The sequence below is a fragment of the Delftia sp. ASV31 genome (genome assembly GCF_016428765.1).
GTDB lineage: Bacteria > Pseudomonadota > Gammaproteobacteria > Burkholderiales > Burkholderiaceae_C > Comamonas > Comamonas acidovorans.
On the sequence record NZ_JAELTK010000021.1, the window covers coordinates 35,426 to 52,918 of the forward strand.

Below are 17,493 nucleotides of genomic sequence, written 5' to 3' on the forward strand. Positions count from 1 at the left end.
CTCCAGCTGGCCGGGCCTTTTTTCCGGGAGGTCTGCAGCCAGATCACGCCAGGGTCCACGCTGCAACCTGCGCATTGCCATGGCCAAGCCCTTCAAATCTGCCATGATCGGCCGCTGCAAGCCCTTGTTTTGAAAGCCATCGTCACACGGCAGCGCGCCTCCAGACCCGCGCGGCGGGCGCTTGCCCCGGCACGATGCCCCAGCATGAGAAAATCGGCGATTCGGCCAAGAACACATTCATCAGAAGAACGGAACACATCATGGAAGCAGAACGCATCAACCTCATCGGCAACACCCTCGAAGATCTGTCGCAGCGTGCGGCAGATCTACGGAGGTATCTTTGACTACGATGCAAAGTACGAACGACTGCGCACGGTAAATGCCTCGCTGGAAGATCCCAGCGTCTGGAACGACCCCAAGAAGGCCCAGGAACTGGGCAAGGAAAAGAAGCTGCTCGACGGCGTCGTGCTTACGCTGCAAAAGCTGACCACCGAGCTGGCCGACAACGCCGAGCTGTTCGAGATGAGCAAGGAAGAAGGCGATGAGACCGGCCTGCTCACCATCGAGGGCGAGACCGCCAAGCTGCAGCCGCTGATCGAGGAGCTGGAGTTCCGCCGCATGTTCGGCAAGGAAGCCGATCCGCTGAACTGCTTCGTGGACATCCAGGCCGGCGCCGGCGGCACCGAAGCCTGCGACTGGGCCGGCATGCTGCTGCGCCAGTACCTGAAGTACGCCGAGCGCAAGGGCTTCAAGGCCACGGTCGAGGAAGAAACGCCGGGCGACATCGCCGGCATCAAGAGCGCGACCATCCACATCGAGGGCGAGTACGCCTACGGCCTGCTTCGCACCGAAACCGGCGTGCACCGCCTGGTGCGCAAGTCGCCCTTCGACAGCTCGGGCGGCCGCCACACCAGCTTTGCCTCGCTGTTCGTCTACCCCGAGATCGACGACTCGATCCAGATCGAGATCAACCCCTCGGACGTGCGCACCGACACCTACCGCGCATCGGGCGCCGGCGGCCAGCACATCAACAAGACCGACTCGGCCGTGCGCCTGACGCACATGCCCACCGGCATCGTCGTGCAATGCCAGGACGGCCGCAGCCAGCACAGCAACCGCGACGTGGCCTGGCAGCGCCTGCGCTCCAAGCTCTACGAGCACGAGATGCAAAAGCGCATGGTGGAGCAGCAAAAGCTGGAGGACACCAAGACCGATGTGGGCTGGGGCCACCAGATCCGCTCGTACGTGCTGGACAACAGCCGCATCAAGGATTTGCGCACCAACGTCGAAATCTCGGCCACCCAGAAGGTGCTGGACGGCGACCTCGACGCTTTCATCGAAGCCTCGCTCAAGCAAGGCCTCTGATTTCAAGCCCCTGGGCGGCACCGGCCGCACAGGGGCTTGAACTCTGTCCCCTGATATTGGCATAGGAAGGAATCTGTATGCTGCAACTGCGTGACGGGCAGGCCCCTGCCACCGCCATCCACCGCGCCGACTACCAGGCTCCTGCTTGGTGGATCGACACCGTGGACCTGACCTTCGATCTCGATCCGGCCAAGACCCGCGTGCTCAACAAGATGCGCGTGCGCCGCAACACCGAGGTGCCGGCGCAGCCGCTGCGCCTGGACGGCGATGAACTGAACCTTGCGCGCGTTCTGGTCAACGGCGGCGGCACCTCGTTCAAGATGGACGGCGACCAGCTCGTGCTGGAGAACCTGCCCGAGGGCGGCGACCCCGTCGATCTGGAAATCTTCACCACCTGCGCGCCCGCCAAGAACACCAAGCTCATGGGCCTGTATGTGAGCCAGGGCACGTTCTTCACCCAGTGCGAGGCCGAGGGTTTCCGCCGCATCACCTATTTCCTGGACCGTCCCGATGTGATGGCCATGTATACCGTGACGCTGCGCGCCGACAAGACCGCGTACCCGGTGCTGCTGTCCAACGGCAACCTGGTCGAGCAAGGCGCGCTGGAAGACGGCCGCCACTTCGCCAAGTGGGCCGATCCGCACAGAAAGCCCAGCTACCTGTTCGCCCTGGTGGCCGGCAATCTGGTTGCGCGCGAGCAAAAGATCAAGAGCCGCGCAGGCCGCGACCACCTGCTGCAGGTCTTCGTGCGCCCCGGCGACCTGGAGAAGACCGAGCACGCCATGAACTCCCTCATGGCCAGCGTGGCCTGGGACGAGGCCCGCTTCGGCCTGTCCCTGGACCTGGACCGCTTCATGATCGTCGCCACCAGCGACTTCAACATGGGCGCCATGGAGAACAAGGGCCTGAACGTCTTCAATACCAAGTACGTTCTGGCCAGCCAGTCCACGGCCACCGACACCGACTACGCCAACATCGAGTCCGTCGTCGGCCACGAGTACTTCCACAACTGGACCGGCAACCGCGTCACCTGCCGCGACTGGTTCCAGCTGTCGCTCAAGGAAGGCCTGACCGTCTTCCGCGACCAGGAATTCAGCATGGACATGGCGGGCAGCCCCTCGGCACGCGCCGTCAAGCGCATCGAGGACGTGCGCGTGCTGCGCACCGCCCAGTTCCCCGAAGATGCGGGCCCCATGGCCCACCCGGTGCGGCCCGACAGCTACATCGAGATCAACAACTTCTACACCGTCACCATCTACGAAAAGGGTGCCGAGGTCGTGCGCATGCAGCACAACCTGGTGGGCCGCGAAGGCTTTGCCAAGGGCATGAAGCTGTATTTCGAGCGCCATGACGGCCACGCCGTCACCTGCGACGACTTCGCCCAGGCCATGGCCGACGCCAACCCCGGCAGCGAGCTGGCCCGGCGCCTGGACCAGTTCAAGCGCTGGTACAGCCAGGCCGGCACGCCCCAGCTGCACGCCGAAGGCAGCTATGACGCCGCCGCACGCACCTACACGCTGACACTGAGCCAAAGCTGCGCGCCCACGCCGGGCCAGGCAGAGAAGCTGCCCTTCGTCATCCCCGTGCAGATGGGCCTGCTGGGCCAGGACGGCCGCGCGCTGACCCTGCGCCTGCAGGGCGAGGACCAGGCGGCAGCGGGCGACAGCCGCCTGCTGGTGCTGTCCGAGCCCAGCCACAGCTTCGTCTTCACCGACGTGGACCAGGAGCCCGTGCCCTCGCTGCTGCGCGGCTTCAGCGCCCCCGTGGTGCTGCAGCACAGCGACAGCGATGCCGCCTTGCTGACCCTGCTGGCCCATGACAGCGACGCCTTCAACCGCTGGGAAGCCGGCCAGCGCCTGGGCCTGCGCATCGCGCTGCAGGCCATTGGCGACACCTCCATCACGGCAGATGCCAGCGGCCAGATCACGGCCGCCCTGCTGCCGGCCTCCTTCATCGAGGCCATGCGCGGCGTGCTGCGCCATCCCCAGCTGGATGCGGCCTTCAAGGAGCTGATGCTGGCCCTGCCCGGCGAAAGCTACATCGCCGAGCAACTGGCCGTGGTCGATCCGCAGCGCGTGCACGCCGTGCGTGAAGCCATGCGCCAGCAACTGGCGACCGAGCTGCAGGCCGACTGGCAGCAGGCATGGCAAGAGCACAGCGACACCGGCGCCTACCGCCCCGACCCCGTCAGCTCCGGCCGCCGTGCGCTGGCAGGCCTGGCACTGTCCATGCTGTGCCTGGCCGCACGCGCCTCGGGCGACAGCGTCTGGCCCGGCAAGGCGCTGCAGCGCTTCAAGGACGCCGGCAACATGACCGACCGCATGAGCGCCCTGACGGCACTTGTGCAAAGCGGCCACCCGCTGGCCGCCCAGGCCCTGGCGCGTTTCCACAAGCTGTTCCAGCACGATGCACTGGTCCTGGACAAGTGGTTCGCGCTGCAGGCTGGCGCCTGCGACCGTGGCGGCAACGTGCTGCCGGCCGTCAAGCAGCTGATGAAGCACCCCGACTTCCAGATCAAGAACCCCAACCGCGCGCGCAGCCTGATCTTCAGCTACTGCAGCGCCAACCCAGGCGCCTTCCACCGCGCCGACGCGGCGGGCTATGTGTTCTGGAGCGAGCGCGTCATCGAGCTGGACGCCATCAACCCCCAGGTCGCCGCCCGCCTGGCGCGCGCCCTGGACCGCTGGAGCAAGCTGGCCGAGCCCTACCGCACGGCCGCACGCGAGGCCATCGCCCGCGTGGCGGCCCGCGCTGAACTGAGCAACGACGTGCGTGAAGTCGTCACCCGCGCCCTCGCGGATTGACCCAAGGCGCGGCCCAGGCCGCGCCTCCCGGATTTTTAGGAGTTGAACCCATGAAGAAAAACGTCAGCCTGACCCGCTACCTGGTCGAGCAGCAACGCGTGGACGGCCTCATCCCCGGCCAGCTGCGCCTGCTGCTGGAAGTCGTGGCCCGTGCCTGCAAGCGCATCAGCCAATCCGTCAACAAGGGCGCCATCGGCGACGTGCTGGGCACGGCCGGCAGCGAGAACGTGCAGGGCGAAGTCCAGAAGAAGCTGGACATCATCGCCAACGAGGTGCTGATCGAGGCCAACGAATGGGGCGGCCACCTGGCAGCCATGGCCTCCGAGGAAATGGAAGGCATCTACCTGGTGCCCAACCGCTACCCGCACGGCGAATACCTGCTGATGTTCGACCCGCTGGACGGCTCGTCCAACATCGACGTCAACGTCTCCATCGGCACCATCTTCAGCGTGCTCAAGAAGCCCGAAGGCCACCCCGGCGTGACCGAGCAGGACTTCATGCAGCCCGGCACCCAGCAGGTCGCGGCCGGCTACTGCATCTACGGCCCGCAGACCACCCTGGTGCTGACCGTGGGCGACGGCGTGTCCATGTTCACGCTGGACCGCGAGCAAGGCTCCTTCGTGCTGGTGCAGGAAAACATCCGCATCCCCGAGGACACCAAGGAATTCGCCATCAACATGTCCAACATGCGCCACTGGGATACGCCCGTCAAGCGCTACGTGGACGAATGCCTGGCCGGCGTGGAAGGCCCGCGCGGCAAGGACTTCAACATGCGCTGGATCGCCTCCATGGTGGCCGACGTGCACCGCATCATGACCCGCGGCGGCATCTTCATGTACCCCTGGGACCGCCGCGAACCCAACAAGCCCGGCAAGCTGCGCCTGATGTACGAAGCCAACCCCATGGCTTGGCTGGTCGAACAGGCCGGCGGCGCCGCCACCAACGGCAAGCAGCGCATCCTCGACATCCAGCCCACCCAGCTGCACGAACGTGTGAGCGTCATCCTCGGCTCCAAGAACGAAGTCGAAAAAGTGACGCAGTACCATTCCGAGGCATAAATTTGCCGTTATAATTTTTGTCTGTCGCCGGTGTAGCTCAGTTGGTAGAGCAGCTCATTCGTAATGAGAAGGTCGAGGGTTCGATTCCTTTCTCCGGCACCAAACAAGAAGCCCCTGGTTCGCAAGAGCCAGGGGCTTTTTCGTTGGGTCATGCTTGTGGCTTCGCGCCTCCTGCGCGCGCCGCCATCCGCACCGCGAGGGCCGACAGTACGGCGCTGCCGCCCGCCAGCAGGATGGACGATGTGTAGCTGCCCGACAGATCGAACAGCAGCCCCGCCAGGCTGCCCCCTGCCACGGCAGCAATACCGACCGACACGTAGAGCGCACCCAGGATGGCGCCCTGGCTCCGCGTGCCAAACCAGGTGGCAGCCACGGCCGGGTACAGCGCGATGCAGCCGCCATTGACCGCACCGAATGCCAACGCGAATCCCGCCAGGGCCGTGAAGCCTTGCGCCATGGACCACAGCCCGCACAGCAGGGCCAGACTCGCGGTCAGCACCAACAGAAAGCGCAGCGGCCCCATCCTGTCGCCCAGCCGCCCCAGCACCAGACGCCCGAGCACACTGCCGACGCCGATCAGCCCGATCAGCAAATTGGCCTGCGCGGCAGGCAGCCCCTGCTGACGCGCCAGCGGATTGATGTGGATCAGCGCCAGGAACAGGCCGATGGAGCCGAAGAAGATGGCGGCGAAATACCACCAAAAGCGCGCCTGCCGGGCCGCTTGCCCCAGGCCCACGTCCAGGCCGTGGCCCGTCTGCCCCGCAGACTTGGCGCGGCCGGGAGGGATGCCATCGGGATGCAGGCCCAGTTCCTCGGGCCTGCTTCGCAGGGCGGCTGCGGCAGCCAGGCCGGCCAGTGCGATGGCTGCGGCATAGACCTGCATGGTCAGTTGCCAGGACAGATGCTCCATGAGTGCGCCGGCCACCACGGGCCCGAGCAGGGTTCCAAGTCCGGTGCCGGCAAGCGCGATACCTGAAGCCGAACTGCGCCGCAGCACGAACCAGCGCTGAATGGTGGAGACAGCAGGCACATAGACCAGACCAACTCCCAGCCCGACCAGCGCACAGAAGGCACCCAGGAAAGCCGCCAGCGATGATGTCAGGAGGCTGCTGGCCGCAAAGCCCAGCGACAGCAGCACAATGCCGGCCGAGGTGACGGTGCGCACCGAGGTCCTGTCGCTCCAGGCGCCCGAGAACACGCCGACGGCGTAGTAGATCAGTGCCGTCAATGAAAAGATGGAAGCCGTGGAAAAGCTGCTGGCGCCGAACTGTGCCTGGATGCTGAAAAAAAATGCCCCGAACGAGTAGGCGGCACCAAAAATCAACGCCAGCAGCACATGGACGGCGCCCACGATGTACCAACCCCGGAACAGCCTGCCTCGGTCCATATGCATCTCCTTGATAGGGCTGACTGTAGTTGTCTATACATGTTCAGACATTAAGTATCAACCCGGAGATCACAGGCCAGCGAGATCACCGGCAGTTGCCCGTCAGAGGTCAGGCAAGCTCAACGAGCCGCCAATCCGAAACAGCGTGCCAGGCCACCTCGCCCTGCACGTGCATAGCCACCTCGGGCAGGGGCCCAGGCATGCAAAGCGCCAGGCACACGGCCTGTGCATCGCAATCCCTGCCTTGCCACAGGCGGCCGCGGGCCAGGGGCTGCCGGGCCGTGTCGAGCGCAGCGGAGGCCGGTGCCCACGCAAGCTGCCGCATCCGGACAAAGTCCAGGCCCTGGCCCAGGCTCTTGAAATAGGCCTCCTTCAGGCTCCACAGCTGCACCAGGCTGTGCTGCAGACGGGCTCCGTCCTGCGCCTGAAGCCATGCGCGTTCGGGCGGGGAGCACACCATCTCGGCCATGGCATGCACGTCGCGCTGGCGGCGCTCTGCCCGCCGCTCAATGTCCACGCCCACCGGGCCTTGTGCGGCGGCGCAGGCCAGCCAGCCGGCGCTGTGCGAGAGGCTCAAACGGGACTGCGCTCCAAAAATGCCACCCTCCCCGCCTTGCTCCACGTGGGGTGCAGCATTGCGGGGCGCTGCCAGCCGCCAGGTCGATGCGGCATCGTGCCCGCCGGCCAGCAGCAGGCGCATGGCATAGCGGCAGGCGATGAATTCGCGCTGGCGCGCCTCGCGCATGCCGGCATGGCGCTCCCGCTCCGAGTCCGTCAGCCAGCCCGCTGCCAGCGACTGCGCATTTGCCCACAAAGGCGCCTGCGCACCCACCAGCAAGGCGCAGGCGGCCGGCGCGCTCAAATCACCGGCCTACGCGGGCATAGGTGCCCTTGAAGGTGACGCCGGCCATCACATTGCCTGCACGGCATTCGAAATTGACTGGATCCCGGGTGGATTGCTTCTTGTTGAAGCTGTGCAGGTCCACCACGGCGTTGGCGCCCTTTTGCTTGGCCTTGGCCTCGAAGGCGATCAGGGCAGACAGCGCTGCCCAGTTGCAGGCCGTGGCATCGTCCTTGCCCACGCCGTTGGTTTTCTTGTTGGACACGTCATCGCCCAGCCTTTCGGAGATGGCAGGCGTGCTGGCACCGGACAGGTGAAAGCTCACGCTGCCGTCGAGCTTGCCCTGCTCCAGGCCGAGCTTCACCACGTCGGCCAGCGGCAGCATCACTGCTTCGTTGCGGGCATGTACCGCCGTTGCGGCCACCAGCGCCATGGCTGCCAAGATCATCTTTCTCATGGAAACTCCCTCTCTGTAAAAAAGCCTGGAACAGGGACAGCGATGGACTACGGGGTACTGATTTTCTTCATCAGATTCCGGACCCAGCGGTTGTAGTTGGGATGGATCTCCCGCTTGCCATCGCCTTCCGAGTAATTCAGATTCACGCTGTGCAGATAGCTGATCCGGTAGGTATCTGTGTTGTAGTGCACCGCGATGTTGACCTGGTGCTTGCCTTGCTTGTCGTAGTGCAGCTCCAGGCGGCCCGGCTCGTCGCCGACCACCATCCAGCCCAGCGACTTTGCCGCCACCACGATGCGATCGTGCAACTGCTGCGTCGTGGTCTCGGGCGAGGCGGTCCACATGACCGCTGGGGGTTCATAGATGTCTGTGCTTCGTGCCACCGCGCTGCCTGCGGCCAGGGCAAGGACCAGGACAATGGCGGCGGTTCTCGTCTGTTTCATTTCACTGGCTCCTGTTGCTTCCAACGTCGAAAAATCAATGAGGTGTTGATGCCGCCAAAGGCGAAGTTGTTGCTCATGACGATATCGGTGTGCAAGGCACGCGGCTCGCCCATGACGTAGTCCAGATCGGCGCAGCGCGGATCGGGTTGCTGCAGATTGGCGTTGGCTGCAAACCAGCCTTCACGCATCATCTCGATGCTCATCCAGGCTTCCAGCGCGCCGCAGGCGCCCAGCGTGTGGCCCATGTAGCCCTTGAGGCTGCTGATGGGCACCTGGCTGCCGAGCACTTCGTGGGTGGCCTGCGATTCGGCAATGTCCCCCTGGTCCGTGGCCGTGCCGTGGGCGTTGACGTAGCCGACCTCCCAGGGTTCGATCCCCGCGTCTTCGAGCGCCATGCGCATGGCCTGGGCCATGGTGGCGGCGTTGGGCTGCGTCACATGGGTGCCATCGGAGTTGCTGGCAAAGCCGATCAACTCGGCCCGGATGCATGCGCCCCGGGCCAGTGCATGCTCCAGCTCTTCGAGCACGAAGGTGCAGGCGCCTTCGCCCAGCACCAGGCCGTCGCGCCGGGCGTCGAATGGACGGGGAGTGCACTCGGGGCTGTCGTTCTTGACGCTGGTCGCAAACAGGGTGTCGAACACCGCCGCCTGCGTGGCATCCAGCTCCTCGGCCCCTCCGGCCAGCATGGCAAGCTGCTTGCCGCTCTGAATGGCCTCGAAGGCATAGCCCAGGCCCTGGCTGCCCGAGGTGCAGGCGCTGGACGTCGTGATGACGCGGCCCGTGGTTCCGAAGAACACGCCGATGTTCACCGCCGCCGTGTGCGACATCATCTTGATGTAGGTGTTGGCGTTGATGCCCTCGGTGCTCTTGTCGGCCATCATGCGGCCGAAGTCGCCGATGGCCGAGGGCGTCCCCGCAGAAGACCCATAGGACACGCCCATGTGCCCGCTTTTTACGAAGGCATTGCCCAGCAGGCCGGCATCGGCCAGCGCCAGCTCGCTGGCGCGCGTGGCCATCAGGGCAACGCGGCCCATGCTGCGCATGGTCTTGCGGTTGTAGTGCGCCGGCAGATCGAAGGATGGCACGGTGCTGCCCAGCCGGGTGCTCAGGCCCTCATAGGCAGCCCATTCCTCCATCACCCGGATGGCCGTTCGCCCGGTGCGCAGTCGCTTCCGCACCGCAGACCAGTCGTGGCCCAGGGGACTCAAGGCGCCCACGCCCGTGACGACCACACGCCGTTTGCTTGCTGCGCTCATCCCACCATCCCTCCATTGACGGAGATGACCTGGCGCGTGATGTACGAGGCCTCGCCGCCCATGAGGAAGGCGACCGCACCCGCCACCTCGTCCACCGTGCCCATGCGGCGCATGGGAATCAGCGCCAAGGCATGTTCGAGCACTTCCTCGCTGACCATTTCCGTGTCGATCAGGCCGGGCGCCACGCAATTGACCGTGATCTCGCGCTTGGCCAGCTCTACGGCCAGGGACTTGGTCGCAGCGATCACCCCGGCCTTGGCCGCGCTGTAGTTGGTCTGCCCCCGGTTGCCCATCAGGGCGGAGACCGAGGCAAGCGTCACGATGCGTCCCGGCTTGCGGCGGCGCACCATGGGCATGACCACCGGGTGCAGCACGTTGTAGAACGCATCCAGGTTGGTATGCACCACGGCATCCCACTCCTCGCCCGTCATGGCAGGGAAGGCGTTGTCCCGGGCGATGCCGGCATTGCAGACCACGCCGTAGTAGGCGCCGTGCTGTTCCATGTCGGCCTCAAGCGCCTGAGCGCAGGCAGAGCGGTCTGCCACATCGAACTGCAGCACGCGGGCCTGGCGGCCCAGCGCGGCAATGTCGGCCACCGTCTGCAGGGCCTGCTCGCGGCCGCTGCGGCAATGGACCACGATGTCGAAACCATTGCGCGCCAGGCGCAGGGCGATGGCCCGGCCTATGCCCCGGCTCGACCCTGTCACCAGCACCGTGGCTGGCTGGGCGATTGCACTCATGCTTGTCCAACTCCTTCTTGCTCCAGCGCCTGTATGAATGCGCTGCCATTGTCTGGTTCGTAAACGGATATGCGGGCCTGGGCGAGCACGCTGTCCTCGCCCTGGGGCTGGATGCGGCAATCGAACATGCCCAGGCCATTGGTGCCCACCAGTTCGCAGTGCACGCTCACGCGCAGCACGCTGCCCGGGGAAAAATGTGTGCAGGCCGCCTGGAACTTGCGCGTGCCCAGCAAAAAGCCCAGCTTGACGGGCCGCCCGGCCTGCACCGCCTGCCAGCCAGCCCAGGCAGCCACGGTCTGGGCCATGTACTCCAGCCCCACCCAGGCGGGCATGCCGGCGTCCTGCAGAAACAGGCCATCACGCGGCACGGTGACCTGCGCATGGGCGCTATCGGCAGATGCATCGAGCAGGCAGTCCAGCAGCAGCATCACGCCGCGATGGGGCACGTAGTTTTCAATCGGTAGAAATGCGTTCATCTCGATGGCTCCTCAGGCAGCGGCCAGCAGCAGGGCGCAGTTGCTGCCGCCAAAGGCAAAGGAATTGCTGAGCACGGCCCGGGGCGCACGCCCCAGCGCCATACCCGGGCGGACCACGGCCAGGGCGGGCAGTTCGGGCGCCTGCTCGCCATCCCACCAGTGCGCAGGAAGCCGGCCCTGCGGGTTGTCGTGCAACAGGTGCCAGGCCATGGCCGCTTCCAGCGCCCCGGCCGCCGCCAGGGTGTGGCCGGTCAGCGGCTTGGTGGAGCTCACGGGCGTTGCTTCGCCAAACACGCTGTGTATGGCCAGGCTTTCCATGGCGTCGTTGTGCACCGTGGCCGTGCCGTGCAGGTTGATGTAGTCCACGTCACCGGGCCGCATGGCCGCACGCCGCAGCGCCTGCTCCATGGCCTGGATGGCGCCCTGGCCGGATGGGTCGGGGGCCGACATGTGGTGGGCATCCTGCGTCTCGCCCCAACCGGCCAGGCGCACGGGACCCGGCTCACGCGTCAGCAGGAAGAACGCCGCACCCTCGCCCAGGTTGATGCCGCTGCGCCGGGCAGACAGCGGGTTGCAGCGTTTGTCCGACACGGCCTGCAGCGCGCTGAAGCCGGCCACGGTGAAGGCGCACAGCGCATCCACCCCGCCGGCCAGCACGGCATCGACCAGGCCGGCCTGCAGCCAGCGCGCGGCCGATGCCAACGCCTTGGCCCCGGAGGAGCAGGCGGTGGAGAGGGTGTGCGCCGGCCCCTGGATGCCCAGGTGCTGGGCCAGGAACTCCGACACATTGCCCATCTCCTGCAAGGCGTAGTCAAAGTCCTGCGGGAACCGGCCCTGTGCCTGCCAATGGGCGGCAGCGGCTTCACCCTCCTGCACGCCGGCCGTGCTGGTGCCCACCACCACGCCCACACGCGCCGGGCCCCAGCGCGACAGGGCCTGCTCCACCGAGCCGCGCACGCCCTGGGCGGTGTGCCATGCCAGGGCGTTGTTGCGCGATCGCTGCGGCGGCGGTGCCCAGTCCAGCGTGGGAAGCACCACGTGGGGCGGCAGGCAGCCCAGCGGCAGGTGCCGGCCCGGGCTGTAGCGGTCGCTGCACTGCAGGCTGTCGGGGGCCTGGGTGGCGAACAATGCGGCGCGCAGGCTGGCCGCATCGGCGCCCAGGGAGCTGGTGGCTGAAAGGGTTTGCACAAACACGGCCTGTGCCGTCGGGGTGATCGCGGTCATGCGCCCTCCCCTGCATTGGCACAGGGACGCATGCCGCCGGGCGAGGCAACGCGCAGTTGCCAGGCGCCTGCGGCATACACGATCTCGAACCCGTCGCTGCCGGCAGGCCGGATCTCGACGCGCGTCTGCCCTTGGTGAGACAGGCGTCTGGCCGATCCGCTGGGTGTTCCGACCTCTTGCAGCATCCAGGACGCAGGCAAGTCCCGCGCAATGGCGTCCACCGGCCACAGCGCCAGCTGCATGTCGCCGAGCACCTGCGCCGGCGCCAGTTGCGCCGGCCACCAGCGTGACAGCTCGGTCTGCAGTTGCTGCCCATCCCAGACGATCACGCCCACGCGCTGCCCCAGGTGGACCAGCGCCAGGCGCACCGTCTGCGTATCGACCTCCAGCAGCGCGTCCAGTTCCTGCGCGGGCTGGCCAGGCGCCTGTACCACCAGATGCTGCTGCAGCGCCAGCTCGCAGCCCAGCGCAGCCGGCGGCAATGCCAGCCGCGGCGGCGTGGCATCGCCCTGCGGTGCACGCGCCTCTGGTGCGGTGGAGCAGCCTGCCAGCGTGCTGGCCGTGATGATGGCAGCGCACGCCGCGAACAAGGCTGGCGCACGCTGGCGCGCAAAGGCCGGGAAAAGACGCAGTCGCCTCATGCCAGCACCCCCTGCGCAGGCTGGCAAAGCTGGCTCAGCACGTTCAGGCGGCGCTCTGGCTCGGCCACATAGGGGTTGCGTCCATCCCAGGCGTAGCCGGCGAGGATGGACGAGATCATGCGGCGGATGTCCGGCGCATGTGACGGGTGGAAGATCACATCCTGGAAGCTGCCGTCGTACCAGCCCTGCACGAACGCACGAAAGGTATCGACACCTGCCTGCAGCGGCTGGGCATAGTCCTGTTGCCAGTCCACCGCCTCGCCCTGCCAGTTGCGGGCGATGCAGTCGGCGGCCAGACTGGCCGACTTCAGGGCAATGGTCACGCCGCTGGAGAACACCGGGTCCAGAAACTCGCCCGCATTGCCCAGCAAGGCATAGCCCGGGCCCCACAGCGCCGTCACATTGGCCGAGTAGCCCGTGAGCGAACGACCCGGCGTGTCCCACTGGGCATTGCGCAGCACCTGCGCGAGGCTGGGCGTCTCGGCAATGATGGCGCGCAGGCGCTCGACCTCGGAGCCCGCATAGCGCTCCAGGAATTCGGGCGTGGCGACAACGCCCTGCGAGCTGCGGCCATTGGAAAACGGAATGGTCCAGAACCATACATGCCGGTGCTCGGGATGCACGGAAATCAGGATCTTGTCGCGGTCCATGTCCTGTGCCGCGATGCGATCCTCGACATGCGTGAACAGGGCCGCGCGCACGGGAAAACCGGAGGGCCGCTCCAGCCCCAGCATGCGCGGCAAGATGCGCGCAAAGCCGCTGGCATCCAGCAGATGGCGGGCCTGCACCACATATTCCTCGCCTTGCGGCGTGCGGGCCGTGACCTGCGGCTGGGCGCCTGCCACGTCCACGCCGGTCACCGTATGGCGATAGCGGATCTCGGCGCCCGCCTTCTGGGCAGCATCGGCAAGCACCTTGTCGAAATGGGCGCGCTGCACCTGGTACGTCGTGCCCCATCCGCAAGAGAACTTGTCACGGAAGTCGAAGGCCGTGCGCAGATCGCCCCGGGCGAAGGCTGCGCCGTTCTTGTGCTGGAAGCCCGCCTCCACCACGTCCTGCAGCATGCCGGCCTGCTCGATGTAGGCCATGCTTTGCGGCAGCAGGCTCTCGCCAATGGAAAAGCGCGGGAACTCTTCCTTCTCCAGGATGAGCACCCGGCGCCCCTGCCGGCGCAGCAGGCCCGCCGCCACGGCGCCGGAAGGACCGGCGCCGATGATCAGGATTTCAGTCTGTTCGGTACGTTGCATGTACGGTGTCTTTTTCAGAGAGGGGTGCCGGCAGGCGCCTGCGGCGGCGCGCGAAACAGCGGCGCCAGCACCAGCACCAGCGGCAGGCCCAGCATCAGCGTGACGCCAAAGGCCCGCAAGGCCGGCGTCTGGGACAGGCCCAGCAGGCCGAACGACAGCCAGGTGCTGGCCGCGCCGATCACCACGGCCAGCCAGGCGTGGGGATCGTCCTCGTGCTCCTGCAGGAAGATGCCGTAGTCGATGCCCACGCCCAGCAACAGCATCAGCGCCAGCACGTTGAAAAGCTGCCAGGGCTGGCCCCAGACGGACAGAACCACCGCCACCGCCAGGCTGGCCAGCACGGTGGGCAGCCAGGCTCGCCAGGCCTTGCGGCCAAAGCGCAGCCACAGAGCGGCCAGCACGAGGCCGTGGCCCAGCACCAGCAGTTGCGTCATCGACAGGCGGTAGCGCTGCAGCAGGCCGGAGATCTCGGCGGGCTTGTCCACCCAGACCACGCCCTCCAGCCCCTGCGCTGCCTGCGCCAGCCCCGGCAGTGCGGCCTGACCGGCCACGCCGCGCAGCATGAGCATGCTGCGCCAACGGCCATCGCGCTCGCCCAGCCACAGGGGGCCGGCCGCCGCGGAGATGGACTGCTCCAGCCAGGCCTGCACTGTCAGGAGCTGCACCGGTGCGGCGGCAGGCGCACTGAAAGACTCGCCCAATTGGGCATTGATCCCTTGCAGCACTTGGTCCTCGACACGGCGCACCAGGGCCAGATCCTCGCTCTGGCGCCGGGCGGAAGGCACCCAGTCGGACACAGCCGTGTAACCGGCAAGCTGACCATGCTGCACCAGCCCATCAAGCCGCTGCTTGAGCAGCTCCTCGCGCTGCAGCAGCTCCTGGTCGCTGGCCCCGTCGAGCAGGTAGAACTGGGCCGGGCTGGGCAGGCCCAGCATGTCACCCACCTGGCGCTGCTGGGCAACCAGGGCAGGCGCGCCGTTTTGCAGCTGGCGCACATCGTCCTGGATGTTCAGGCGCCCGCCCCACGCCAGCCAGGCCGCCATGGCGGCGCCCAGCACCACCGAACCCGGCAGCGCTGCGCGCCATCGCGGCCAGGCCATCAGGCTCAGGCCTATGCGCCGTGCAGCGGGGCTGGCGGGCATGTGGCCCCGGTCCAGCCAGGGGAACCAGCAGACCACGGTCAACATGGCGGCGGCCAGTCCCACCACGGAGAAAACGGCCATCTGCCGCAGTCCCGGAAAAGCCGCGACGCCCAATGCCAGGTAGGCAATCACGCTGGTGCCCAGCGCCAGCCACAGTGCCGGCAGCAGGGAACGCATCAGCGCATGCGGCGTGCGCCGTGGGGCGCCCTGCCGGGCAGCAAAGTAGTGAATGCCATAGTCCTCGGCCACACCCACCAGGCTGGCGCCGAACACCAGGGTCAGCAAATGCACCTGGCCGAAAAGGGCCGCCGTCACGCTCAGCGCCACCGCCGTGCCGATCAGCAGGGACAGGCCCACCAGGGCCATCGGGCGCACGGCGCGAAATGCCAGCCACGCCAGCAGCAGGACAGCGGCAAGGGAGCCCCAGCCGATGGTGTTGATCTCGCCATGCGCCTGCGTGGCCGCTGCCTCGGCATGCAGCGGTACGCCGGCCATCAGCAGTTGCGCATCGGGCCACTGCCGGCGCACATCGGCCAGGGCCTGCTGCAGCGCGTCCTGCAGCACGGGTTCGCCCGACAGGCGAAACGCCGAACCCGACAGCGCGTACTGCAGCAGCACCCATTGCTGCCCCTGCCCGGACACCCACAGCTCACCGTCGCGCGGCCGCGCATGGCTTTGCGCAGCGCGCGCCGTCCACCAGGGGGTCCACAGGCCCAGGGGATCACGAATCCAGTCGGTCAACCGCGCCTGCAGGCCGGGCTGGTACAGGTCCTGCAGGACCTGCTGCACCAGGACCTCGCCCGGCGTGTGCTGCAGCCGGTCGCGCTGCTGCGGCGTGAGCAGGGACTGGTGCCAGGGCTGGTAGAAATCCAGGGCCGCCTGCATGGAAACCTGCTGCGCCAGCGCCTGCTCGCGCAGCGGCACGGCCGCCTGACGTGAAAGGCTTTGCCGGAACTGCTGTGCGGCCTGTCGGCTGCCGGCCCAGTCGGGCGTACCCAGCAGCACGGTGACCTGGCGCGACAACTGGTCGGCCAGCTGCTGCGTGGCGCGCGTCACCTCGGGCGCCTGTTCATTGACCGGCAGCAGTGCCAGCACATCGGTGTCCATGCGCTGGCCATGCCAGAAATGCCATTGGTGCACGGCCACCACCAGCACGGCCAGCAGCCAGGCCAATGCGGCTGCACGCCACAGAAGGCCGGGACGGTCCTGGCTGCCGGTATCGTGCGCGGGGGATGGACAGGTGCTCATGGCGCGGGCTCAGTCAAACAGTGCGGCATCCTGCGCACGCAGCGCCTGCTCGGCAACGGGGTTCGCCATCTGGATCTGGCTGCGGTCGCCGCGCGCCTCCTGCAATTGCACGGACTGCACAAACTGCTGGCCGCTCAGGTCCACCGCCTGCAGCCACAGGGCCAGCACGGGGTCGCGCGGCACCAGGTGGAGCCTCCAGCCGGCACCCTGCACCTGGCCGCTGACATCGAAGTAGTGGGTGAGCTGCGCCAGGTCCGCCGACACCACGGCAAACAGCATGGCATTGATGGTGCGCAGCACGGGCTCGTCCTGCGCGCGCATCTGCACGGCCGTGCTGCCATCGGCGCCGCGCGACAGGAGACTGTCGGGCCTGACGATCAGCGTCGAGGCAAAGGGCTGGCGCACCTGCCAGGCGATGCCCTTGCCACGTGCCACGACGAAGTCGCCCGAGGATTTGAGAGGCTGCCTGAAGCCCTGCACAGTCTTGAGCTGCGTGAACTGACCACGCACCACAGGCGCGCTCTGCACGCGCTCACGCACCTGGGCCAGCAGAGCCTGCTGTGACACTTGGGAGGCCGGGGGGGTCTGGGAACCGTCGCCAACGCCGGAAACACCGGCAGTAGGCGCGGCCTGCAAGGCAGCCGGAAGAGACAAGGTGCAAGCCAGGGCGCAGGCCATGCCCCATGCAGCCAGGCGCGTCCCTCGGGCAGTCATGGCTGCACCCCCAGCCGTTCCCACAGCACGGGAGGGCAGACAAAGCACATCTCGCGCGTGCGCATGTCCACGGCCACCTGGGTGGTGTGGGCCGTGTTCACTTTCTCGCCCGTGGCGGCATCGCTGATCAGGTAGTCGATGCGCAGGCGGTTTTCCCACTCGGTGATGGTGGCCTTGATCCGGAGCTTTTGTCCGAACAGCGCCGGGCGCACGTATTTGAGACGCATGTCCACCACGGGCCAGCCGTAGCCGGAGTCGCGCATGCGGGGATAGTCGTAGTCGAAGTGGGCCAGCAAGGCGCTGCGAGCCAGTTCGAGATAGCGCACGTAGTGGCCGTGGTAGACGATCTCCATCACGTCGATGTCGTAGAACGCCGGCGTGACTTCGATCTCGTAGCTCAGCCGCTCGCGCGAGGCGATTTCCTGGTCAGTGGCCATGAAGGCTCCGCGT

The 17,493-nt window shown here is 67.0% G+C and carries 16 protein-coding genes and 1 tRNA gene; 4 read left to right on the forward strand and 13 right to left on the reverse strand.

Translation table 11 applies throughout. From position 1 onward, the window contains the following. The first annotated feature begins 260 nt into the window (after nucleotides 1-260). From prfB to JHD82_RS10020, 4 genes are all read left to right on the forward strand, one after another. Nucleotides 261-1,365 (forward strand): peptide chain release factor 2 gene (gene prfB / locus JHD82_RS10005; protein WP_013802816.1). Its coding sequence is split into 2 segments (ribosomal slippage): nucleotides 261-341 and nucleotides 343-1,365, totalling 1,104 coding nucleotides; the frame shifts between segments, so codons are not numbered across the junction. A gap of 77 nt (nucleotides 1,366-1,442) precedes the next feature. Then, nucleotides 1,443-4,169, forward strand: a complete 2,727-nt coding sequence (pepN, locus tag JHD82_RS10010) for an aminopeptidase N (protein ID WP_199136281.1) — start codon at nucleotides 1,443-1,445, stop codon at nucleotides 4,167-4,169. Nucleotides 4,170-4,219: 50 nt separating this feature from the next. Continuing rightward, nucleotides 4,220-5,227, forward strand: coding sequence for a class 1 fructose-bisphosphatase (locus JHD82_RS10015; RefSeq protein WP_012205101.1), 1,008 nt, complete (start codon nucleotides 4,220-4,222; stop codon nucleotides 5,225-5,227). A gap of 26 nt (nucleotides 5,228-5,253) precedes the next feature. Then, nucleotides 5,254-5,329, forward strand: a tRNA-Thr gene (locus JHD82_RS10020). Between the two features lie 46 nt (nucleotides 5,330-5,375). On the opposite strand, the gene JHD82_RS10025 is transcribed toward JHD82_RS10020, so the two are convergent. The 13 genes from JHD82_RS10025 to JHD82_RS10085 form a co-directional block, all read right to left on the reverse strand. Then, complete coding sequence (locus JHD82_RS10025; protein WP_199136283.1) at nucleotides 5,376-6,614, reverse strand: MFS transporter; 1,239 nt, start codon at nucleotides 6,612-6,614, stop codon at nucleotides 5,376-5,378. A 109-nt stretch (nucleotides 6,615-6,723) separates the two neighbouring features. After that, nucleotides 6,724-7,476: a 4'-phosphopantetheinyl transferase superfamily protein gene (locus tag JHD82_RS10030; RefSeq protein ID WP_199136285.1), complete on the reverse strand. Its 753-nt coding sequence runs from the start codon at nucleotides 7,474-7,476 to the stop codon at nucleotides 6,724-6,726. A 1-nt stretch (nucleotide 7,477) separates the two neighbouring features. Continuing rightward, nucleotides 7,478-7,912: an excinuclease ATPase subunit gene (locus JHD82_RS10035; protein WP_307838088.1), complete on the reverse strand. Its 435-nt coding sequence runs from the start codon at nucleotides 7,910-7,912 to the stop codon at nucleotides 7,478-7,480. A gap of 47 nt (nucleotides 7,913-7,959) precedes the next feature. Then, nucleotides 7,960-8,355 carry a hypothetical protein gene (locus JHD82_RS10040; RefSeq protein WP_071955351.1) on the reverse strand — a complete coding sequence of 132 codons (396 nt, stop codon included), beginning with the start codon at nucleotides 8,353-8,355 and terminating at the stop codon, nucleotides 7,960-7,962. Continuing rightward, nucleotides 8,352-9,611, reverse strand: a complete 1,260-nt coding sequence (locus tag JHD82_RS10045) for a beta-ketoacyl-ACP synthase (RefSeq protein ID WP_199136287.1) — start codon at nucleotides 9,609-9,611, stop codon at nucleotides 8,352-8,354. The genes JHD82_RS10040 and JHD82_RS10045 overlap by 4 nt, the downstream gene beginning before the upstream one ends. Beyond that, nucleotides 9,608-10,351 carry a 3-ketoacyl-ACP reductase FabG2 gene (locus JHD82_RS10050; RefSeq protein WP_199136289.1) on the reverse strand — a complete coding sequence of 248 codons (744 nt, stop codon included), beginning with the start codon at nucleotides 10,349-10,351 and terminating at the stop codon, nucleotides 9,608-9,610. The genes JHD82_RS10045 and JHD82_RS10050 overlap by 4 nt, the downstream gene beginning before the upstream one ends. Next, nucleotides 10,348-10,827 (reverse strand): hotdog family protein, encoded by a 480-nt coding sequence (locus JHD82_RS10055; RefSeq protein ID WP_199136291.1) that lies wholly within the window; start codon nucleotides 10,825-10,827, stop codon nucleotides 10,348-10,350. The genes JHD82_RS10050 and JHD82_RS10055 overlap by 4 nt, the downstream gene beginning before the upstream one ends. Before the next feature lie 12 nt (nucleotides 10,828-10,839). Further along, nucleotides 10,840-12,051 carry a beta-ketoacyl-ACP synthase gene (locus tag JHD82_RS10060; protein ID WP_199136293.1) on the reverse strand — a complete coding sequence of 404 codons (1,212 nt, stop codon included), beginning with the start codon at nucleotides 12,049-12,051 and terminating at the stop codon, nucleotides 10,840-10,842. After that, nucleotides 12,048-12,692, reverse strand: a complete 645-nt coding sequence (locus tag JHD82_RS10065) for a DUF3261 domain-containing protein (protein WP_199136295.1) — start codon at nucleotides 12,690-12,692, stop codon at nucleotides 12,048-12,050. Before JHD82_RS10065 ends, JHD82_RS10060 begins: the two co-directional genes overlap by 4 nt. After that, nucleotides 12,689-13,939 (reverse strand): NAD(P)/FAD-dependent oxidoreductase, encoded by a 1,251-nt coding sequence (locus JHD82_RS10070; RefSeq protein ID WP_199136297.1) that lies wholly within the window; start codon nucleotides 13,937-13,939, stop codon nucleotides 12,689-12,691. Before JHD82_RS10070 ends, JHD82_RS10065 begins: the two co-directional genes overlap by 4 nt. A gap of 14 nt (nucleotides 13,940-13,953) precedes the next feature. Then, nucleotides 13,954-16,329, reverse strand: coding sequence for an MMPL family transporter (locus tag JHD82_RS10075; RefSeq protein WP_199136299.1), 2,376 nt, complete (start codon nucleotides 16,327-16,329; stop codon nucleotides 13,954-13,956). Between the two features lie 9 nt (nucleotides 16,330-16,338). Further along, the gene (locus JHD82_RS10080; protein WP_307838089.1) at nucleotides 16,339-16,896 is read right to left on the reverse strand and encodes an outer membrane lipoprotein carrier protein LolA; all 558 of its coding nucleotides are present in this window, start codon (nucleotides 16,894-16,896) and stop codon (nucleotides 16,339-16,341) included. A gap of 143 nt (nucleotides 16,897-17,039) precedes the next feature. Further along, complete coding sequence (locus tag JHD82_RS10085) at nucleotides 17,040-17,480, reverse strand: thioesterase family protein (protein WP_017406826.1); 441 nt, start codon at nucleotides 17,478-17,480, stop codon at nucleotides 17,040-17,042. Nucleotides 17,481-17,493: the final 13 nt, after the last annotated feature.

Coding starts and splice junctions, on each gene's coding strand:
- pepN (WP_199136281.1), top strand. CDS start 1,443: ATGCTGCAACTGCGTGACGGGCAGGCCCCTGCCACCGCCATCCACCGC.
- JHD82_RS10015 (WP_012205101.1), top strand. CDS start 4,220: ATGAAGAAAAACGTCAGCCTGACCCGCTACCTGGTCGAGCAGCAACGC.
- JHD82_RS10025 (WP_199136283.1), bottom strand. CDS start 6,614: ATGGACCGAGGCAGGCTGTTCCGGGGTTGGTACATCGTGGGCGCCGTC.
- JHD82_RS10035 (WP_307838088.1), bottom strand. CDS start 7,912: ATGAGAAAGATGATCTTGGCAGCCATGGCGCTGGTGGCCGCAACGGCG.
- JHD82_RS10040 (WP_071955351.1), bottom strand. CDS start 8,355: ATGAAACAGACGAGAACCGCCGCCATTGTCCTGGTCCTTGCCCTGGCC.
- JHD82_RS10045 (WP_199136287.1), bottom strand. CDS start 9,611: ATGAGCGCAGCAAGCAAACGGCGTGTGGTCGTCACGGGCGTGGGCGCC.
- JHD82_RS10050 (WP_199136289.1), bottom strand. CDS start 10,351: ATGAGTGCAATCGCCCAGCCAGCCACGGTGCTGGTGACAGGGTCGAGC.
- JHD82_RS10055 (WP_199136291.1), bottom strand. CDS start 10,827: ATGAACGCATTTCTACCGATTGAAAACTACGTGCCCCATCGCGGCGTG.
- JHD82_RS10060 (WP_199136293.1), bottom strand. CDS start 12,051: ATGACCGCGATCACCCCGACGGCACAGGCCGTGTTTGTGCAAACCCTT.
- JHD82_RS10065 (WP_199136295.1), bottom strand. CDS start 12,692: ATGAGGCGACTGCGTCTTTTCCCGGCCTTTGCGCGCCAGCGTGCGCCA.
- JHD82_RS10070 (WP_199136297.1), bottom strand. CDS start 13,939: ATGCAACGTACCGAACAGACTGAAATCCTGATCATCGGCGCCGGTCCT.
- JHD82_RS10075 (WP_199136299.1), bottom strand. CDS start 16,329: ATGAGCACCTGTCCATCCCCCGCGCACGATACCGGCAGCCAGGACCGT.
- JHD82_RS10085 (WP_017406826.1), bottom strand. CDS start 17,480: ATGGCCACTGACCAGGAAATCGCCTCGCGCGAGCGGCTGAGCTACGAG.